Origin of the sequence: Amycolatopsis sp. cmx-11-12 (assembly GCF_046269425.1) — a bacterium.
Classification (GTDB): Bacteria; Actinomycetota; Actinomycetes; order Mycobacteriales; family Pseudonocardiaceae; genus Amycolatopsis.
In genome coordinates this window covers 1-18,655 of the sequence record NZ_JADNQM010000071.1, presented here as the reverse complement: position 1 = coordinate 18,655, position 18,655 = coordinate 1, and the positions used below count along the sequence as shown (strand labels likewise).

At 66.8% G+C, this 18,655-nt stretch carries 14 protein-coding genes; 6 read left to right on the top strand and 8 right to left on the bottom strand.

Annotation, left to right across the window (positions count from 1 at the left end):
• Window positions 1-286 precede the first annotated feature (286 nt).
• Complete coding sequence (gene abc-f, locus ACLARN_RS43180; protein ID WP_409497289.1) at window positions 287-1,906, bottom strand: ribosomal protection-like ABC-F family protein; 1,620 nt, start codon at window positions 1,904-1,906, stop codon at window positions 287-289.
• Window positions 1,907-2,403: 497 nt separating this feature from the next.
• On the opposite strand from abc-f, the gene ACLARN_RS43175 reads away from it, so the two are divergent.
• Entirely contained in the window at window positions 2,404-3,696 is a 1,293-nt protein-coding gene (locus ACLARN_RS43175) for a hypothetical protein (RefSeq protein WP_409497288.1), read from the top strand.
• A gap of 73 nt (window positions 3,697-3,769) precedes the next feature.
• On the opposite strand, the gene ACLARN_RS43170 is transcribed toward ACLARN_RS43175, so the two are convergent.
• Genes ACLARN_RS43170 through ACLARN_RS43155 form a run of 4 tightly spaced genes read right to left on the bottom strand, consistent with a single transcriptional unit; the run spans window position 3,770 to window position 8,246 of the window.
• Window positions 3,770-5,137, bottom strand: coding sequence for a GH1 family beta-glucosidase (locus tag ACLARN_RS43170; protein WP_409497290.1), 1,368 nt, complete (start codon window positions 5,135-5,137; stop codon window positions 3,770-3,772).
• A gap of 2 nt (window positions 5,138-5,139) precedes the next feature.
• On the bottom strand, window positions 5,140-5,955 hold the full coding sequence (locus tag ACLARN_RS43165) for a carbohydrate ABC transporter permease (protein ID WP_409497287.1): 816 nt from the start codon (window positions 5,953-5,955) through the stop codon (window positions 5,140-5,142).
• Window positions 5,952-6,941: a carbohydrate ABC transporter permease gene (locus ACLARN_RS43160; RefSeq protein WP_409497286.1), complete on the bottom strand. Its 990-nt coding sequence runs from the start codon at window positions 6,939-6,941 to the stop codon at window positions 5,952-5,954. Before ACLARN_RS43160 ends, ACLARN_RS43165 begins: the two co-directional genes overlap by 4 nt.
• A 3-nt stretch (window positions 6,942-6,944) precedes the next feature.
• Window positions 6,945-8,246 carry an extracellular solute-binding protein gene (locus ACLARN_RS43155; RefSeq protein WP_409497285.1) on the bottom strand — a complete coding sequence of 434 codons (1,302 nt, stop codon included), beginning with the start codon at window positions 8,244-8,246 and terminating at the stop codon, window positions 6,945-6,947.
• 174 nt (window positions 8,247-8,420) lie between these two features.
• Here ACLARN_RS43155 and ACLARN_RS43150 point away from each other — a divergent pair, with 174 nt between their 5' ends.
• The 4 genes from ACLARN_RS43150 to ACLARN_RS43135 all read left to right on the top strand — a co-directional run bounded on the left by ACLARN_RS43150 (window position 8,421) and on the right by ACLARN_RS43135 (window position 14,815).
• Window positions 8,421-9,467: a LacI family DNA-binding transcriptional regulator gene (locus ACLARN_RS43150; RefSeq protein ID WP_409497284.1), complete on the top strand. Its 1,047-nt coding sequence runs from the start codon at window positions 8,421-8,423 to the stop codon at window positions 9,465-9,467.
• Window positions 9,468-9,559: 92 nt separating this feature from the next.
• Window positions 9,560-13,309: a glycoside hydrolase family 2 TIM barrel-domain containing protein gene (locus ACLARN_RS43145; RefSeq protein WP_409497283.1), complete on the top strand. Its 3,750-nt coding sequence runs from the start codon at window positions 9,560-9,562 to the stop codon at window positions 13,307-13,309.
• Window positions 13,310-13,419: 110 nt separating this feature from the next.
• Entirely contained in the window at window positions 13,420-13,824 is a 405-nt protein-coding gene (locus ACLARN_RS43140) for a hypothetical protein (protein ID WP_409497282.1), read from the top strand.
• A 22-nt stretch (window positions 13,825-13,846) separates the two neighbouring features.
• Window positions 13,847-14,815, top strand: a complete 969-nt coding sequence (locus ACLARN_RS43135) for a VOC family protein (protein WP_409497281.1) — start codon at window positions 13,847-13,849, stop codon at window positions 14,813-14,815.
• Here the strand turns inward: ACLARN_RS43135 and ACLARN_RS43130 are convergent.
• Both ACLARN_RS43130 and ACLARN_RS43125 read right to left on the bottom strand, forming a co-directional pair.
• Entirely contained in the window at window positions 14,793-15,344 is a 552-nt protein-coding gene (locus ACLARN_RS43130) for a hypothetical protein (protein WP_409497280.1), read from the bottom strand. The two genes, ACLARN_RS43135 and ACLARN_RS43130, sit on opposite strands and share 23 nt — an antisense overlap.
• A 33-nt stretch (window positions 15,345-15,377) precedes the next feature.
• Complete coding sequence (locus ACLARN_RS43125; RefSeq protein WP_409497279.1) at window positions 15,378-15,977, bottom strand: serine/threonine protein kinase; 600 nt, start codon at window positions 15,975-15,977, stop codon at window positions 15,378-15,380.
• 96 nt (window positions 15,978-16,073) lie between these two features.
• On the opposite strand from ACLARN_RS43125, the gene ACLARN_RS43120 reads away from it, so the two are divergent.
• Window positions 16,074-17,435, top strand: a complete 1,362-nt coding sequence (locus tag ACLARN_RS43120; RefSeq protein ID WP_409497278.1) for an MFS transporter — start codon at window positions 16,074-16,076, stop codon at window positions 17,433-17,435.
• A gap of 425 nt (window positions 17,436-17,860) precedes the next feature.
• On the opposite strand, the gene ACLARN_RS43115 is transcribed toward ACLARN_RS43120, so the two are convergent.
• Complete coding sequence (locus ACLARN_RS43115) at window positions 17,861-18,262, bottom strand: nuclear transport factor 2 family protein (protein ID WP_409497277.1); 402 nt, start codon at window positions 18,260-18,262, stop codon at window positions 17,861-17,863.
• Window positions 18,263-18,655 lie beyond the last annotated feature (393 nt).

The window sequence follows — 18,655 nt, the reverse complement described above, 5'->3', positions numbered from 1 at the left end:
GTTTACCACTGAAGGGTGATGCGTGAGTGGGCGCTGACTACAGGTCGGGCCTCAATCATCACCATGAGCGGCACATGCTTTCGCAAGTTAAGCAACAAAGAGTCCTTAAGCCTGTTTCGGGGACCCGGTTAAGGGGTCCGTGAAGGCCTCCTTCCCTACTCTCAGGGTAGGAAAGGGGGCCTTCACTACTTCGCGAGCCTGAAGAACCACGCAGCTACCTGCTGCAAAGCAAGCACCCCGGACCCCGCGGACGAAAGGCTCACCGGGTCGGCCGAAAGCCGCCTACTCAAGAATCCACAAGAACCCCATCGGTCAACCGCACTCGCCGATCCACCTTGATCTCCGTCAGGAACCGCTCATCGTGGCTCACGACCACGAAAGCCCCCTGATACGCCGCGAGCGCGCTCTCCAATTGCCCGACGCTGACCAGGTCGAGATTGTTCGTCGGCTCGTCCAGCAGGAGTAACTGAGGCGCGGGCTCGGCGAACAGGACGCAGGCCAGGGTGGCCCGCAGCCGTTCGCCTCCGGAGAGAACACCGACGGGAAGCTGGCTTCGCGCGCCGCGGAACAGGAACCGGGCGAGCAACGTCATCCGTTGTGACTCGGGAAGGTTCGGGGCGAACGCCGCGAAGTTCTCGGCGATGGTCCGGTCCAGGTCCAGCAGGTCCAACCGCTGCGAGAGATACGCGATCCGGCCCTCGGCTCGTTTGAGCACGCCGCTGGAGGGTGACAGGTCTCCGTTGAGCACCCGCAGGAGCGTCGACTTGCCGGTGCCGTTGCCGCCGATCAGTGCGATCCGTTCGGGGCCTCGGATCGTCAGGTCGACCCCCTCGCCCGCGAAGACGTTCCGGTCGCCGTAGCGGACTTGGATGTGCTCGCCATGGAACACCGTGCGCCCGGCGGGGACGTTGGTGCCCGGCAGGATCAGCGCGATCTTCTGGTCGTCGCGGAGGGTGCGTTCGGCCTCGTCGAGGCGGTTCTTCGCATCGCTGACCCGCGCGGCGTGCGTCTCGTTCGCCTTGCCCGCGGATTCTTGGGCGTTGCGTTTCATGGTTCCGGCGAAGATCTTCGGCAGCCCGGCGTTGCCGAGGTTGCGGGCCGCGTTGCCCGCCCGTCGCGCGGCCCGCTCGCGTGCCTGCTGCATCTCCCGCTTCTCGCGTTTGACCTCCTGCTCGGCACTGCGGACGTTGCGCTCGGCGGCCTCCTGCTCGGCCTTGACCGCCGCTTCGTACTGGGTGAAGTTCCCGCCGTGATACCGGAGATCGCCGCGGTCGAGTTCGGCGATCCGGTCCATCCGGTCGAGCAGTTCCCGGTCGTGACTCACCAACAGCAGGCAACCGGACCAGTCTTCCAGCACACCGTAGAGCTTGCGGCGGGCGTCGAGGTCGAGGTTGTTGGTCGGTTCGTCCAGCAGCAGGATGTCGGGCCGCTTCAGCAACTGTGCGGCCAGGCCGAGGGAGATGATCTGCCCGCCGCTCAACGTGCTCAGGCTTCGGTCCAGTGAGATGCCGTCGAGGCCGAGCCTGTCGAGCTGGGCGCGCGTGCGTTCCTCGATGTCCCAGTCGGTGCCGATGGTGGTGAAGTGCTCGTCGCTCGCGTCGCCGGACTCGATGGCGCTCAGGGCGGCGAGCTGCGGCGCGATGCCCAGCACCTCGGCCACGTCCAGGTCGGCGGTGAGCGGCAGCGACTGCGGCAGATAGCCGAGGACGCCCTGGGCGGAGACGGTCCCGGAGAGCGGTCGCAACTCGCCGGCGATCAGTTTGAGCAGCGTGCTCTTGCCCGCCCCGTTCGGTGCGACGAGGCCGGTGCGGCCACCGGGCACGGTGAAGGACAGGTCGTCGAAGACCGGGGTGTCATCCGGCCAGGCGAAGGACAGGGCGGACACGACGACGAAGGCGTCTGACATGGAAATGACCTCGTGAAAGACAGCGGGCGCCATGAGGCAGCACCGCGGTGGACGTGGCTGTGTGGGAACGACGAAATGGCCACATCGGCGTCAGCGCCGGTGGCCTGGCAACTCCGGCTCACCCGGAGATGTCGTCTTCACCTGCCACGTCTGGTCTCCATGCTCGTTGATCAGCTGCCCCTCCACCATAACAAGACCTGCCGGAGCGGGCCACCGGAATCCCCGCCGCCGGCTCCGGTAAAAGCATGAATGCGGAGTTCCCGATACGACTTCCGATTTATTTCTCATTGTTCACAGCGATTCCCGGTGATCGGTACCTGTGATGTGGATCATATTCATTGAGAGGCGGAGATGGCACTTCTAGTGTTCGTCAGGTGACGGTTTCCGCGACTGGGAGATTACGCGATCCGTCACCGCCCATTTCCCTGACCTGAAGGGTTCTTCTTATGACGCCGAGTGCGAGATCCCGAAGACGAATCGCGACCGCGGTGACCGCGATGGGGACGTTCGCCCTGGTCACTCCACCGGCGCAGGCTGCCGAAACCGCCGTCCCCTGTGACACGGGAGCGCTGGTCCAGGCGATCGTCGATGCCAACGCCACCTCGACGCCGGTCACCCTGTCTCTGGCGACGAATTGCGTGTACACCCTCACCGAGGTCGCCGATACGACCTGGAATGCAGGGCTGCCCTCCATTCAGCGAAAGCTCAGTATCAACGGCAACCATGCCACCATCGCTCGCGCCAAGGACGCGCCCCAATTCCGGATCATTTCCAACTGGGGCGACCTGACACTCGACAAGGTCACGATCACCGGTGGCCACGCTCCCGACGGTGTCGGAACCAACGCCAATGGGGATGGGAACTCGGGGGAGGACGGCGGCGGCATAGAGAACTGGGGCCCGTTGGCCATCACCGACAGCGTCATCATCGGCAACACCTCGGGCGCCGGTGCTCGTGGCGGCGACGCCACCGCCACCACGAGTGCCGGTCGTGGTGGTAGCGGAGGATTCGGCGGTGGCATCTCCTCCTACGGCTCTTTCCAGAACACGGTGACGATCACCGGTAGCTCGATTACCGATAACGCTGCCGGTGCCGGTAGCCGGGGCGGCAACGGTGTGGCCGCCAAACCTGGTGGTCGAGGCGGCTCTGGTGGTTTCGGGGGCGGTGTCGACGTCATCAGTGGCTCCGTCCTGCGGATCACCGGTGGAGAGGTCACCGGCAACAGCACCGGGGCCGGCGGGCCGGGTGGTGCGGGAGGCTCCGAGCATGGCGGAGCCGGAGACGGCGGTGGCGGCGGTGCGGGCGCCGGCGTGTTCATGTCGAGCAGGCTGGGCATCCTGCTGAATCCGGTCATCGCAGGCACCTCGATCACCGGTAACCTCGCGGGCCGCGGAGGCGACGCCGGGGTCGCCGGGCCGGGTGGGTACGCCGGGTACTCGGGGTACGGAGGTTCGGGTGGCGGAGTGAGCGTGTTCTACGACAGCCTCACGCTCGACGGCGGGAAGGTCAGCGACAACGCCGTTGGCGAGCCCGGGGCGGGCTCCTACCCGTATCCCCGTTCCGGCGGCGGCATCTACACGCTCGATGGACGTGTCACGCTGGCGAACGGGGCCGTGGTGAGCGGCAACCGGCCCGACAACTGCTCTTCCGTGGCGGACGTGCCGGGCTGTGTGAACGGTTCTCTTGCGCGACGTGCCGTCGGGGCGGGCGGCCAGGACTGGAAGGCCGCTGACCTCGCCACCGTCGAGGACGCGGTCTCGGCCAGGTCGGAAGCGAGCACGCGACACTAGGTGGTTTGAGGTGTCATGAAAGGGTCGTTCAGGACGAAAGACGTCTTGAACGACCCTTTCATGACAACAGTCTTCAGCTCAGCCCGTTCAGGCTGATCGCCCGGGCGTACCAGAGCGCGCTCCGCTTCGGCGTCCGGCGCTGGGTCGCGTAGTCGACGTGCACGAGGCCGAACCGTTTGGCGTACCCCTCGGCCCACTCGAAGTTGTCGAGCAGTGACCAGTAGAAGTACCCGCGCAGGTCGACGCCCGCCTCGATCGCCTCGTACGCGGCACGCAGATGCGAATCGAGGAAAGCGATCCGGTCGGTGTCCGCGATGTCCCCGCCGATGACGGCGTCCGGATAGGACGCGCCGTTTTCCGTGATGTACAGCGGGATCGGCCGGTACTCGCGGTGCACCCGCAGCAGGCATTCGGTGAGCCGCGACGGCTGCACTTCCCAGCCGGAGTCGGTGCGCGGCGCCGACTCGTCGGGTACGAAGTGGACGCCGGGGGCGCCGAGCCAGTCGGGTCCCGCCGGTTCGCTGCCGGGCCGCGGGGTGCCGGCGACCTGGTAGCCGCGGTAGTAGTTGATGCCCAGCCAGTCGATCGGGGCGGCGATCGTGGCCAGGTCACCCTCCCGGGCCAGTTCTTCGAAACCGAGCGGAGCCAGGTCGGCTACGAGATCGGCCGGGTAGGAGCCACGCAGTACCGGGTCGAGGAACAGCCGGTTCTGCAAGCCGTCGACCAGTCGCGCCGCCTCGACGTCCACAGTGGACGAAGGGTCGGCGGCGGAGACCGGATACAGGTTCAGGGTGACGCCGGAGGACGCCGCCGGGGCGTGCCGCCGCAGGACGTCCATCGCGAGCCCGTGCCCCAGCAGGAGATGGTGCGCGGCCGCGACGGCGGCGCGGGGTTCCCGGCGGCCGGGAGCGTGGATCCCGCCCGCGTAACCCAGCATCGCGGCACACCACGGCTCGTTCAGGGTCGACCAGTTCGCCACCCGGTCGCCCAGTCGCCCCACGATCGTTTCGGCGTACTCGGCGAACCGGAACGCCGTGTCGCGCGAAGCCCAGCCGCCTTCGTCTTCCAGTGACTGAGGGAGATCCCAGTGATACAGCGTCGCCCATGGCTGAACTCCGGCTTCGAGGAGCTTGTCGACGAGCCGGTCGTAGAACGCGAGCCCTCGTGGATTCGGCGCGCCGCCGTCGGGCCGGATCCGGGGCCACGAAAGGGAGAACCGGTACGCGCCGAGCCCCAGCCGTCGCATCAGGTCGACGTCTTCGGCGTAGCGCCGGTAGTGATCGGCGCCCGGTTCGCCGGTGTCGCCGCCGACGACGGCGCCGGGACGGCGGGCGAAGACGTCCCAGATCGAGTCGGTCCGGCCGTCGGCCGTGGTGGCCCCCTCGACCTGGAAGGCCGCGGTGGCGGCGCCCCACACGAATCCGGGCGGGAACAGCGACATGGTCACCCTTTCACGGCACCTTGCATGATCCCGGCCACGATCTGGCGGCCGAGGAGGAGGAAGACGATGAGGATCGGGATGGTGGCCAGTGTCGTCCCGGCCAGCACCAGCGAGTAGTCGACGTAATAGCCGCTCTGCAGCTTCTCGAGTGCCAGCTGGACGGTGGGATTGCCGGCGTCCAGCACGACGAGCGGCCAGAGGAAGTCGTTCCATGAGGTCATGAACGTGAACATCGCGAGGATCGCCGCCGCCGGGCGGACCGCGGGCAGGCAGACGTTCCAGAAGATCCGGATCATGCTGCAACCGTCGACCCTGGCCGCCTCGATCAGTTCGTACGGCACCGCGTCCACTGTGTACTGACGCATCCAGAACACGCCGAACGCGGTTACCAGGTTGGGCACGATCACCGACTGCAACCCGCCGGCCCAGCCGAACTCCGACATCGCCATGAACAACGGGATGATGCCGAGCTGGGTCGGGACGGCGAGGGTGACGACGATGAACACGAACAGCCCGTTCCGGCCGCGGAACCGCAGTTTGGCGAACGCGAACCCGGCCAGCGCCGAGAACAGCACGGTGGTGAGGGTGACCGTGCCGGACACGATCAGACTGTTCGCGAGCGCCTTCCAGAACGGCACCGTGTCGAACACCCTGGCCGCGTTGGCGAAGAAGTTCCCGCCTGGCAGGAAGGGCGGGACCCGTTCGGTGAGCATCCCGCTGTCCCGGCTGGCCACCAGAAACGACCAATAGAACGGGAAGAGCGAGCCCAGCACGAAGATCGTGAGTACGACGTAGGTGGACCGGCGTGGCTTGGTCATTTCTTCTTCACCGCCGGAGTCCTGGCGAGCCTGCCGGTGAGGAAGAAGTTCACCAGCGCGATCAGCACGATGATCAGGAACAGCACCCACGCGATCGCCGACGCGTAGCCGAGTTCGTAGTTCTCGAAGGCCGTTTGGTACAGGTACAGCGTCACGGTCTGGAACTGGTTGGACGAGCCGCCGTTGTTCGACCCCGGCATGGCGTCGAACAGCTTGGGCTCGGTGAAGATCTGTAGCCCGCCGATCGTCGAGGTGATCGTGACGAAGATCAGCGTCGGTTTCAACAGCGGCAGCGTGATGCTGAAGAAACGGCGCGCCGCGCCCGCGCCGTCGATAAGGGCGGCCTCGTGCAGTTCTTTCGGGATGGCCTGCATGGCCGCCAGCACGATCAGCGCGTTGTACCCGGTCCAGCGCCAGTTCACCATGATCGCGATCGCGACGTGGCTGCTGAACCGGCCTGCCTGCCAGTCGACCGGATCCAGCCCGATGGTCTGCAACAGGCCGTTGACCAGGCCGTACTTCGGTCCGAACAGGTTCGCGAAGATGATCCCCAGCGCCACCAGGCTGGCGGCGTAGGGGAGCAGGACACCGACGCGCCATCCGGTCGCCCCGCGCAGCCGGGCGCTGAGCAGAGCCGCCAGGAGCACCGCGATGATCAGCTGGGGAACGCTGGAGAGAAGGAAGATGCTGACGGTGTTCTCGAGCGCGTTCCAGAACTGCGTGTCGGCGAACAACTCCTTGAAGTTGTCGAGCCCGATGAAGTCCGGATCGTCGTCACCGGCCTCCCAGCTGAACAGCGACACGTACGCCGTGTAGAGCAGCGGGAACAGCCCGACGATCCCGAACACGAGGAAGAACGGGGCGATGTAGAGGTACGGCGAGGCCTTGACGTCCCACCGGCTCAGCCGGTGCCGGAGGGTGGGCCGGGGCGACGTGCGCACCCCGGCCTCGTTTCCTTCCGGCGCGATCTTGTCGACGACGGTCATCGGTCAGCGTGTGATCTTCTTGGCGGCGTCCAGCAGTTGCGTCCAGCCCGCGTCCGCCGACTTGCCCTGCTCGACGGCCTGGAGCGCCGGGCTCGACGCGTTTTCCTGGATCTGGCCGTCTCCCGGGCCCTTGTACTGCGGTTTGGCGACCTTCTTCGCCTGTTCGGCGAACAACTGGCCGATTTTGGCGCCGCCGAAGTAGGCGTCGGTCTCGCCCAGCAGCGCCGGGTCCTCCAGTGCCTTGACCTGGCTGGGGAAGGTGCCCTTCGCCTGGAACGCCTTGATCTGCTGTTCGGGCGCGGTCAGCCAGGCGGCCAGTTCGGCGGCCTCCTTCGGGTGCTTCGACTGTGTGGGCACGGTCAGGTACGAACCGCCCCAGTTGCCGCCACCGCCGGGGAAGGCCGCGGTGACCGCCCACTTGCCGGCGTTCTCCTGGCCGGAGTGCTCTTCGATCACGCCGAGCATCCACGCGGGACACACCTTCGTGGCGAACGCGCCCTGCTTGAACCCGGAGTTCCATTCGTTGCTGAACGCGGTGAGCTTGGCCGACTGTCCTTTCGCGACAGCGCCGGTCACCTTGGCCCAGGCGTCCTTGATGCCCTGGTTGGTTTCCACGGCCAGCTTGTCGTCATCGCCGATGTAGCCGGTGGGGAGTTGGTTGACCATGGCGTTGAAGTTCTGCGCCGCCGAGTCGAACCAGGCCTTGCCGCCGGTCTTGGAGACGTACTGGTCGCCCGCGGCGAAGTAGCTGTCCCAGGTCGCGAACAACGGTTTGACCGCTTCGGGATCGGCCGGCAGACCGGCCGCCTCCAGCATGTCCTTGCGGTAGCACATGGCCAGCGGCCCGATGTCGGTTCCGTAGCCGATGACCTTGCCGTCCTTGGTCTTCGCCGCGTCGTACTTCCAGCCGAGCCAGCGGTCGGGGGAGGCGTCCGCGGGGCCGATCTTGGGCAGGTCGTTGAACTTCGAGCCCTTGTCGAGGACGTTCGACAGGTGCCCTTCCTCGACCGCGGTGACGTCGGCGAGGCCCGAACCCGCCGCCAGTTTCGTGATCAGGTCCTGGTGGTACGGCCCGCCCTGGCCGGTCTTGCGGTGGGCGATCTTGATGTTCGGGTGCAGCCGCTCGTACTCGGGAATCAGGTCCTCGTAACCGAATTCGGTGAACGTCGCCAGTGACAGCTCGACCTTCGCGTTCGGATCCGACGCCGCGGGCGTCCCGCCGTCGTCACCTCCGCACGCCGCCACGCCGAAAGCCGTCATCGTGATACCCAGTGCCAGCACCAGGCCGTTCCGGATGCTTTTCACGTGTCCAGTCCCTTGCCGATGGGGAAAATGGGAGCGCTCCCAGGATGCGCCGAGTTTGTCGCCAAGGTCCGGCCGTGTCAAGGGCTTGTAATGAGAGCGATTCCATCAGGGAAGCGCTCTCAGTGCTCCCGGCCGCCGGACACTAAGCTGACGGGGTCCAGATGACGCTGAAGGGTGAAGGTGACGCGGGTGGGGCCTCGAGCAGGGGATGACGGCCGTCCGACGCTGGAAGACGTCGCCGCGTCCGCCGGGGTGAGCCGGTCGACGGCGTCCCGGGCGCTGAACGACGACGGTTACGTCAGCGCGCGTTCCCGCGAGAAGGTGCAGGCCGCCGCCTGCGAGCTCGGCTACTCCCCGAATCAGGCGGCCCGGTCGCTGGTGACCCGGCGGACCGGCGCGGTCGCGGTCGTGCTGTCGGAGCCGGAGGCTCGGCTGCTCGACGACCCGTACCGCACCGCCGTCATGCGAGCGGGCTATCGCGAACTGGCCGACATCGGCTGCCAGATGGTCTTGATCTTCAGCGACACCCGCGAGGATCTCGACCGCACGGTGCGGTTCCTGGACGGCGGGCACGTCGACGGCGTGCTGGTGTTCGCGCCGCACCGGACCGATCCGCTGCCCAAGGCGTTGCGGCAACTCCGGATCCCGGTGGTCTACGGAGGGCAGGCGGCGGGGCTCAAACGCGGTGTCCACGTGGTCGACTTCGACAACGAGGGCGGTGCGAAGCTGGCTGTCGCGCATCTGGTCGAGGCGGGACACCGCCGGATCGCCACGATCGCGGGCCCGCAGGACCAGAGCGCCGCCATCGACCGGCTTTCGGGCTGGCGCAAGACCCTGGTCGGCGCGGGACTCGACCTGGCGGACCTGGTCGAGGAGGGCGACTTCACGCTCACCGGCGGGGCGAAGGCGATGTCGAACCTGCTCGCGCGGAACCCTGACCTCGATGCTGTCTTCGTGGCCAGCGACATGATGGCGCTCGGTGCGCTCCGGACCCTGCATTCGGCCGGACGGCGGATCCCATCGGACGTCGCGGTCGTCAGCTTCGATGACAACGCGACACTCGCGCCGGAGATGGACCCGCCGCTGACGTCGGTCCACCAGGACCCACGGGAGCAGGTCCACGCGATGGTCGAGACGCTGCTCGCGTTGATGGACGACCAGGAGCTCAAGCCCCGGCAGCGGATCCTGCCGGTCTCGCTGACCCGTCGCGCGTCGAGCTGAATTCGATCTAGGGGCTTCCTCCCGGTACCGATTTACGAGATCGTCGAGGAGTCGGCCATCAGCCGACGGTCCCTCATCGGGAGGTAACCGCAGTGCTGCGAACACGCCTCATCGCCTTGACCCTGGCGGTTTTCGCCGGTTCCCTGGTCGCCGCCGGCTCCCCGGCCGCGGCGGACGGACCACCCGCCGATGTCCAGTCCTATCTCGACGATCCACGAAAGGTGGCCGAAGGACAGGAGCCACCGCACGCCTTCCTGCGTCCGTACGCGGACGTTTCCGCCGCCACCCGCCGGGACGAACGCAGTCCCTACACGCTGTCGCTCGACGGCAAATGGCGGATCGCGATGGCGGACAACCCCTCGCAGGTTCCGGCAGGATTCCACGAGGACGGCTACGACGCGTCGCGCTGGCGCGAGGTCTCCGTGCCGCACACGTGGCAGACGGACGGTCTGGACCACCCGATCTTCCGCAACATCGCCACCGAGATCCAGCCCGACGATCCACCGCGCGTTCCGCGTGACGTCAACCCGACGGGTGCCTACGTCCGGGACTTCCCGCTGCCCGCGGACTGGACAAGAAACAAGACATTCCTGCGCTTCGACGGTGTGACGTCGGCGTACTTCGTCTGGGTCAACGGCAAGTACATCGGGTACGACCAGGGCGGGTACACGCCGGCGGAGTTCGACATCTCGTCCGCGCTGCGGCCGGGGCCGAACCGGATCGCCGTGCAGGTGCATCGCTGGAGCGCGGGTGCCTACCTGGAGGACGTCGACCAGTGGCGGTATTCGGGCATCTTCCGGTCGGTGACCCTGCATTCGGCGCCGGGCACGTTCATCCAGGACGTCGGGCTGACGACCGACCTCGACGCGACCTACACCGACGCCACACTCAAGGCTTCGGTCGAGGTCGCCACTAAACCCGGCGGGACGACGGGCAGGCATCGGGTCGGCCTGAGTCTGCGCGACGCCGGGGGCAAGGAAGTCGGCGTCACGAGCGGGGAGATCGACGCGGGCGGCAAGACCGCGCTGACCCTGCCGGTGCGTAACCCCGCGAAATGGTCGGACGAGACGCCGAACCTGTACATGGCCGTCCTCACCCTGACCGCGCCCGACGGCCGAGTCACGCACATCACCAGCGAGACGGTCGGGTTCCGCGAGATCGAGATCCGCGACAAGCAGTTGCTGGTCAACGGGAAACGGGTGCTGTTCAAGGGTGTCAACCGTGCGGAGACCGACCCGGATCACGGGAGGCATATGCCCCGGAAGGCGCAGGAACGCGACGTCGCGCTGATGAAGCAGCTCAACGTCAACGCCGTTCGTACTTCGCACTATCCGTCGGACCCGTACTTCTACGAACTGGCCGACCGGCACGGGCTCTGGATCGACGACGAGATCGACATCGAGACCCACAACCACGAGAACTGCGCGAGTTACTGCCAGGCGAACGATCCGGCCTGGCGGGACGCGTTCTTCGACCGGATGATCGGCATGGTCGAACGGGACAAGAACCATCCGAGTGTCTTCCTGTGGGACACCGGGAACGAGGCCGGTCTCGGCGCACACCACTTCGCGCTGGCGGAATGGCTCGACGCGAACGAACCGACCCGGCCGATCTACCACCAGTCCAACAGCCCTGACGGCGATGCTCCGTTCGCCGACGTCTGGGGGCCGCGCTATCCGTCTCCGGAGAAGTTCGCCGAACAGGCGAAGAACACCACCAAACCGCTGATCTTCGGCGAGTACGCCCACGCGATGGGCAACAGCCTGGGGAACTTCCGGGAGTTCTGGGACACCATCCGGGCGAATCCCCAGACCCAGGGCGGGTTCATCTGGGACTGGGCGGAGCAGAACATTCGGCAGCGGATCCGGACCACACCGGACACTTCAGGAAACGACATCTCGGTGCACGTGACCGGGAAGCCGGATCTGGTCGAAGGCCATCGCGGCAAGGCGCTGGAACTGTCCGGATTGGACGATTTCGTCGAGGTCTACCGTGACCGAAAGCTCGACATCACCGGAAAAGCACTCACGCTCGACGCGTGGGTGAAGCCGGGAAAGTGGACCGGTGACTTCCGCATCCTCGGCAAGGGCGACCACCAGTACGCGCTCAAGATGAAGACACAGGACACCCTGGAGTTCTTCATCCACAGTGGAACCTGGCAGGCGGTCCAGGCCAAGGTGCCCGCCGACTTCTACGGGAACTGGCACCGGGTGAGCGGCACCTACGACGGTACGGCACTGAGGCTTTACCTCGACGGCAAGGAGATCGGGAGCAAACCGTTCACCGGCACGATCGACTCGTCGTCGGCGGAGGTCAACGTCGGCCGCGACTTCGAGACGTCGTGGAACGACCCGTCCGATATCGGGTGGATGGGCCGCGGCGCCGTCGACGATGTCCGTATCTACGAGAAGCCGCTTTCCGCTTCGGAGTTGTCCGGCGAGACTCCGGCGGGCGGGGCGGTGCTGGCACTGGACTTCGACAGTGTGACCGATCGCGGAAGCCACCTGTCGTACGGTTCGAGTCTGTCCGGTGTGGACGGTCTGATCGGTTCGGATCGCTCGGCGCAGCCCGAGACAGCGCAGATGGCTTGGGCGCATCAGCCGCTCCGGTTCGCCTACTCCGGCGGCGCGTTGTCGGTGACCAACGAGCGGCAGTTCAAGGGGACCGACGAGCTGAACCTGCGGTGGCGGATCCAGGAGGGCTCCCGGATCGTCGCTCGTGGCGAACAGCCGTTGCGGGTCGGCGCCGCGTCGACAGGGAAGATCTCTTTGCCGGTTCCGGCGAATCCGGCCGATCGCGAGCGATTCCTCACTGTCGAAGCGGTGACGACCCAGGGCGAGCCGATGCTCGCACGAGGACACGTCCTGGCGCACGACCAGTTCTCGTTGGGCGGCAAGCGGGTCCCAGGGCTGGACCGGACGCCGCTCGACGGGAAATCCGTCGAAGCCGTCGAGGACGCCGCTTCGGTGACGGCGTCCGCGGCAGGCGTCACATACAAAGTGGACAAGACCACCGGTGCGCTGACGTCGATCCGGCACCAGGGCAAGGAACTGCTGAGCGGTGGGCCGAAGCTCGACGCGTGGCGGGCGCCGATCAGTAACGAGACCTTCGCCTGGGGCCGGGCCGAGGGTGAGGATTGGCGCAAGGCCGGACTCGACCGGCTGAAGACCACGGTCACCGGTGTCCGGGTCGAGAAGGACGGGTCGCGAAGCGTGCGGGTGATCGTGGACAGCCGGGTCGCCGCGCCGGACGTCGCCGGGGCGTGGTTCGACCAGACGATGACCTACACCGTCGACCGGACCGGGACGCTGAGCCTCGGCAACAAGGTGGTGCCGCAGGGAAGTGTGCGCACTCTGCCGTACCTGCCCCGGATCGGTGTCTCGCTCGCCGTGCCGGACTCCTACGACAGGTTCGCCTGGTACGGGCGGAAGGCCGAGAGCTACATCGACCGCAAGGACGGCACCCCGATCGGTGTCCAGTCGAGCACGGTGGACCAGCAGTACGTCGACTACCACCGGCCACAGGACCACGGCAACCACACCGACAGCCGGTGGGCGCTGCTCACCGACGGCCGGACCGGTGGGCTGCTGGTCGGGGGAGCGAACGACGTCAGCGTGACGCCGTTCGACGACCTCGACCGGGCGGCGTACCCGTTCCAGTTGCAGCGCAACAAGGGCTGGTTCACGCTGCACGCGAGCCACGCGGTGACCGGCGTCGGGGACACGCCCAACCCCGTGCGGGAACGCAGTCAGGTCCAGCAGGACAGCACCTACGAGTACACGCTGTCGCTGCGGCCGCTGACGCCGCAGGAAGCGCGGGCGGGGGTGCCGACCGGCGGCTGACCCTAAGGGCGGTGCGCGCCGCCGCTGTCCGGGTGATGTCGGGCTGTGTCCCGTTTCTTCGCTTTCGCAGTCGCTATTCTTGATCTTCGACTGCGAGGGAGACTGAATTCATGGCGGAATGGGCCGATCTGGTCGCGTTCGTACGACACGAATATCGGGTGATAAAGGACGAAACGGACGAAATTCGCATTCGGTTGTCGTATGGCGACGACGATTACGAAGAGCGTGCCCAGACCGTGGTCATCGCGCGGGAGATCTTCGACCGCCGCGAGGACTGGGTGCAGATCGCGACGCCGTTCGCGCGCATCGACGAGGTCGACCTGGCGACCGTGCTGACCGAGATCGGCAACACGATCGTCGTCGGAGGATTGGTGGTGATGGGCGAACACCTGGTGCTGCGCCATTCCCTGCCGCTGGTGAACCTCGACATCAACGAGTTCACCGACCCGCTCGAACTCGTCGCGGGTTCGGCGGAGCTACTGGAGCAGCAGTTCACCGGACGCGACGACTACTGAGCGGCGCCTTAGGCTGGCCGGCATGGGACGAGACATCGCACGTCTGCACCATGTCGGCCACGTCGTCGGCGACCTGTCGTCCGCGCTCGAGCGCTACCGGCGGCTGGGATTCGTGGTGGCACCACCGAGCTATCCGGCCATGGCCCGCGGGGAAGGCGGCGAACCGGAGCCGTTCGGCGCGGCGAACACACACGCCGACTTCGCGGACGGGTTTCTCGAACTTGCCACGCCGGCACGCGCGGGCGATGCGGTGCCGCCCGACGCGAACGTCGTCCCGCTGACGGCGCCACCAGAAGTGCTGCCGGTCATCGTCGAGCGGATCGCCACGACGAGTGCGAATCTGGCGGCCTGCCTGGATCGCTTCGAGGGCCTGCACATCCTGATGTTCTCGTCGCCCGACATCGATGCTGTCGCGACGCGGCTGACCGCGTCCGAAGTCGGGCACGGCGGCGTGAACACGGTACGGCGACCGGTTGAGACCGAAGCGGGAACCGTGGCCGAAACGGTCCGGTACCTGGAGATCGACGGCGCCGGGGCCCGCCCGGGTTCGGTGGAAGAGGGCCGGGTCGGCGTGGTCGCGGACCTCGACGGCGAGATACAGGGCAGCCGGTCTTCGGAGCATCCCAACGGGGCGATCGCCCTGACAGAGGCCGTGCTGTGCGTCGCCGACGACGAACTCGCGGCGGTCGTGGCGCGCTACGAGCGCTATCTCGGCGGGCCGGTCCGACCGGACGGACCCGCCTGGGCCTTCGACCTCGATGCCGGGCGGCTGACCCTGGTGCCTGCCTCCCGGCTGGAAGAGTTGCTGCCGGGAGAGCGACCGGCCGTACTGCCGGCCATGGTCGCCTGCGCCGTCGGGGTTCGTGACGTCTTCGCCACTGAGGAGTTCTTGCGCGGGAAGGGATTCTCGCTCCGCAGGACGGCGGACGGCGCACCGTTCGTCCCGTCGGCAGAGGCACTCGGCGCGGCTATCGTGTTCCGGAGCGTTTAGCGACGACCTCCTCGAAGGAGGTCAAGCGTTCGCAATCCTCTTCGGAGAGCTTGTTGATCGCCGCCCGGTACGCCTGAGCCTGTGCCGTGCTGGGCAGTTTGCCTTCGAGCAGGCCGGGAAGTCCGAGTTCGAAGCCGCAGCGCGCCCGCGCTCCGTAGCGGTGCCGGGTGCGGGCGACGGCGGTGGCGACCCGGAGCCCGTGCTCGGTGCCCGGCGGTGTCGCCTGCTTGTCGACCTCGATGGCCGCGAACCGGAAACCGTCGGCCTGGTCGCATTTTCCGCAGCCGGTGGGACCCGCGCCGAGTTCGTTGCCGCAGTCGGTGCACCGCAACCTGCCCAGCGCGGCGTCGACCAGCCGCCATGCGAACGCGGAGGGGTCCGCGACGACCATTTCGGCGAGGTCGGTTTCCTCCTTTGTTCCGGCGGTGACACCGTATTCCTCGAGGAACAGCCGCCAGCGATCCTCGATGCTCGCTTCGACGGCCACCAGGGCTTCGGCGGGACGGCCGCCGCGCGGAAGAGCGGTCATGAGCCGGACCCTAAACCGTGTTCGTCCTGATCGCTATTTCGCCCGGATGAGGGTGTCGGCGTCGATACAGAGGTGGCCGACGCCCGATGGACGTCCACCGCGCTGATCCTGCCCCAGTGGACTTCGTAGTCGCTCAGGCCGCGGCGCTGGAGATTCGGCCCGATGAGCGGCCATCCCGCGTGCGTGTCCGGCATCAGACGGTAGTAGCCGGTGACGAACTCGGCGATAGCTTCGTTCGCGGCCGGCCGGGGCATGGTGGAAGTCGTGGTGGGGACGGGGAGCGTGGTGGTTGTCGACGAGGGCGGGGGGTGTCAAGCGCGGCTCGATCGCGGCGGGATGCGGTGTTCCGGCCGTCTGGATAGAGCCCGCGAAGTGGACGCCCACGAAAATGGCCGCCAGCAACGAACCCGCGACACCCAGGATCAGGAACACCAGCCAGACGTTCACCTGCGGCCGCTGGACGTTGTAGACGTTCGTCGTGCCGGCGGTTTGCGACCCATCGCCGTCACGGCGGCCGATGACCTGCGAAACGCCGCTGATCAGTCCGGTCGCAAGGGTGATCGCGGTGCCGAGTGCCGCGGCGATGAAGGCGCCGAGCAAGGACCAGAACCACACAGAACCCGCCCGGTTCACGATCGTCTCCCTTTTCGCGTGCCGAAGCCATCGGCTTACCACTCGCGGGGCGGACGGACCTTGTTACGAAGACCGGGTTCCGTGGCCCTATCGTGATTGGCGTGCTTCTTCCGTCGCGATGGGGGCGGGCTCACTGCCCTGCTCGCCGGGTTCTTCGTACTCCTGCTCGACACGACGATCGTCGCCGTCGCGAGTCCCAGCATCCAAGCCGATCTCGGCGGAGACGTCGCCGGTCTGTTCTGGGTGACGGCGGGCTACCTGCTGGCGTTTTCGGTTCCTTTGCTGGTCGCCGGCCGACTCGGCGACCTCTTCGATCCGAAGCGCGTCTATCTCTTCGGCATGGCAGCCTTCGCCGTCACCTCCGCGCTGTGCGGGCTCGCGTCTTCGATCGGATGGCTCATCGCCTTCAGGGTCCTGCAAGGCCTGGCAGCCGCCGCGATGTCCCCTCAGCCACTTACGTTGATCCGACGGCTCTTCGCCGAGGACGAACGTGGCCGCGCCTTCGGCATCTGGGGTTCGGTCGCGGCCGCCGCCACGTTGCTCGGGCCCATCCTGGGCGGGCTGCTGACCGCGAGCCTGGATTGGCGCTGGATCTTCTGGGTCAACGTGCCGCTCTGCCTGGTCGCCGTCGTGATGGGGATCCGTTTGATTCCGGGCAGTCAGGGAGGCGTCGCGCGTTTCGATTTGCTCGGTGCCGCGTTGAGCACGGCGGGGCTGAGCCTTCTGGTGTGGGCCTTGCTCTCCTGGAATTCTTTGTCACTGCCGGCGACCGTCATCGCCGTCGTGCTGCTCGTTTGTTTCTATTTCCGAGAACGCGGCGAAGGAGCGGACGCACTCGCGCCACTGCATCTCTATCGCTCGTCCGGATACCTGTCGGCGAGCCTGGCGATGGCGTCCCTCGGCGCGACGGTCCTCGCGATGGCGCTGCCCACTATGCTCTACATCCAAGAAGTGCGCGGCTTCGGCCCGATCGAGGCGGCGATGGTCATGGCACCGGACGCCGTCTTGGCGATCCTGCTGTCGCCGCCGTGCGGCCGGTGGGTCGACAGGGTGGGCGGGCGCCGACCGGCGATCCTCGGGATGAGCCTGCTCGCGGTGAGCTTGCCGCTCATCGGTCTTGTGGTCGTGCTGAAGCTGAATCCCTGGTGGATCACTGCCGGAGCGGCGCTACTGGGCGCGGCCAACGCGATGGCCTGGTCGCCGCTGTCCGCGATCGCGATGGGGTCCGTGGAGCCGGGTGCCGCTGGTGGTGCGTCGGGCTTGTTCAACACGGTGAGGCAAGTGGGCGCGGTGGCGGGCGTGGCGGTGACCGGCGCTGTTCTGGCTGGTTTCGGCTTCAGTCCTACGTTGGCTTTCGGTGTGGTTTTCGGGTTCATCGGTCTTGTCGCCGTTGGTGGTTTTGTTGCCGCTCTTCGGCTTCCGGTGACCTTGGGGGTGAGTGAGCCGGTGGGGGCGTGAGTGGCAGTTCGTGAGGTAGCCGTCATTACCGCTCACGAGACCCGACCTCAACGGTCACCGGCGCGCTGTTCGCTTGAGGTACAGGAAGGGGACCTTCATGTACTTGGGGGAAGGTGTGAAGGTCGAGCTTCTTCGGCTGTCCCGGCTCGCTCGCTGTAGGCACCTAAAACACTATTGACTCTAATCGTAGCCACTCGTTGATCGCTGCGATTGTGGCGGTGGCCTCGTAGCGGACGGCGAGGTTGTCGCGACTGCACGGTTGCGTTGGAGTCGGTTGATCCCGCGCTCCATGGCGACACCGCCTGGCCGTCTTCTCCGGTCGCCCGAAACTGCCCCCGCAAGGCCACTTAACCACTGGACGCTTCTGGTCCCTGCCCTGTGTCACAACGTCAAGTCCGGCGGGTCCGCGTCTTCCTCGTGCTGGGTCAGGGTGCGGCCAACGGAAGGTCCATGATGCCGGTGGCCTGCGACCAGGTACAACGCCACGTGCCGCTGGCATTGGTGTAGACGTCGGTGTGCCAGGCCTCGTGCCGCGGGATGTCCGCGCCGTCGACGGTGAGTTCGATAACGCACCGATAGCGGAGGACGACGACGTCGGTGCCGACAATGGCGTCCACGTCGCCGGTCAGCCCCAGTTCCCGGTAGGCGACCCGCCCGGTGGTGAGGAGATCCAGGTATTCGGCCTTCGTCCACACGGTGCCGGTCGGGTTGCACAACCGGTACTCCGCGGCGTGCAAGCGGTCGTAGGTGCCGCGATCCACGTCGAGGAGACAGTGGATCCGATCCTGCTCAGCCTTGATCACTTGGCTGGCCACATCGTCGGTCATACCCGCTCCTTTTCACTCGTTCGGTTCTGGTCGGCGACACGTGCGCGTGCCGAGCCCTTGAGCATGGCCGTCGGCTCCACGATATCGGGGGGCTAGGAGTACGTCACGGCTCGCTGCTCGCCGAAAAGTGGGTAGGGCCGCGTCCGGGTCGCTCGGGCAGTGGGCAGGCCAGCACCCGGCCGGACCGGGTGCTGGCCGACAAGGCGTACGGCTCCCGGACCAACCGCGAGTATCTACGTCATCGGGGTATTCGGTGCACGACTCCGGACAAGACAAATAGGTATGACAACCTCGCCGTCCGCTACGAGGACACCGTCACAGTCGCAGCGATCAACGAGTGGATATGACTTCGAGACACGGCCTAGTCGCGCGCATCACCCTTCAGTGGTAAAT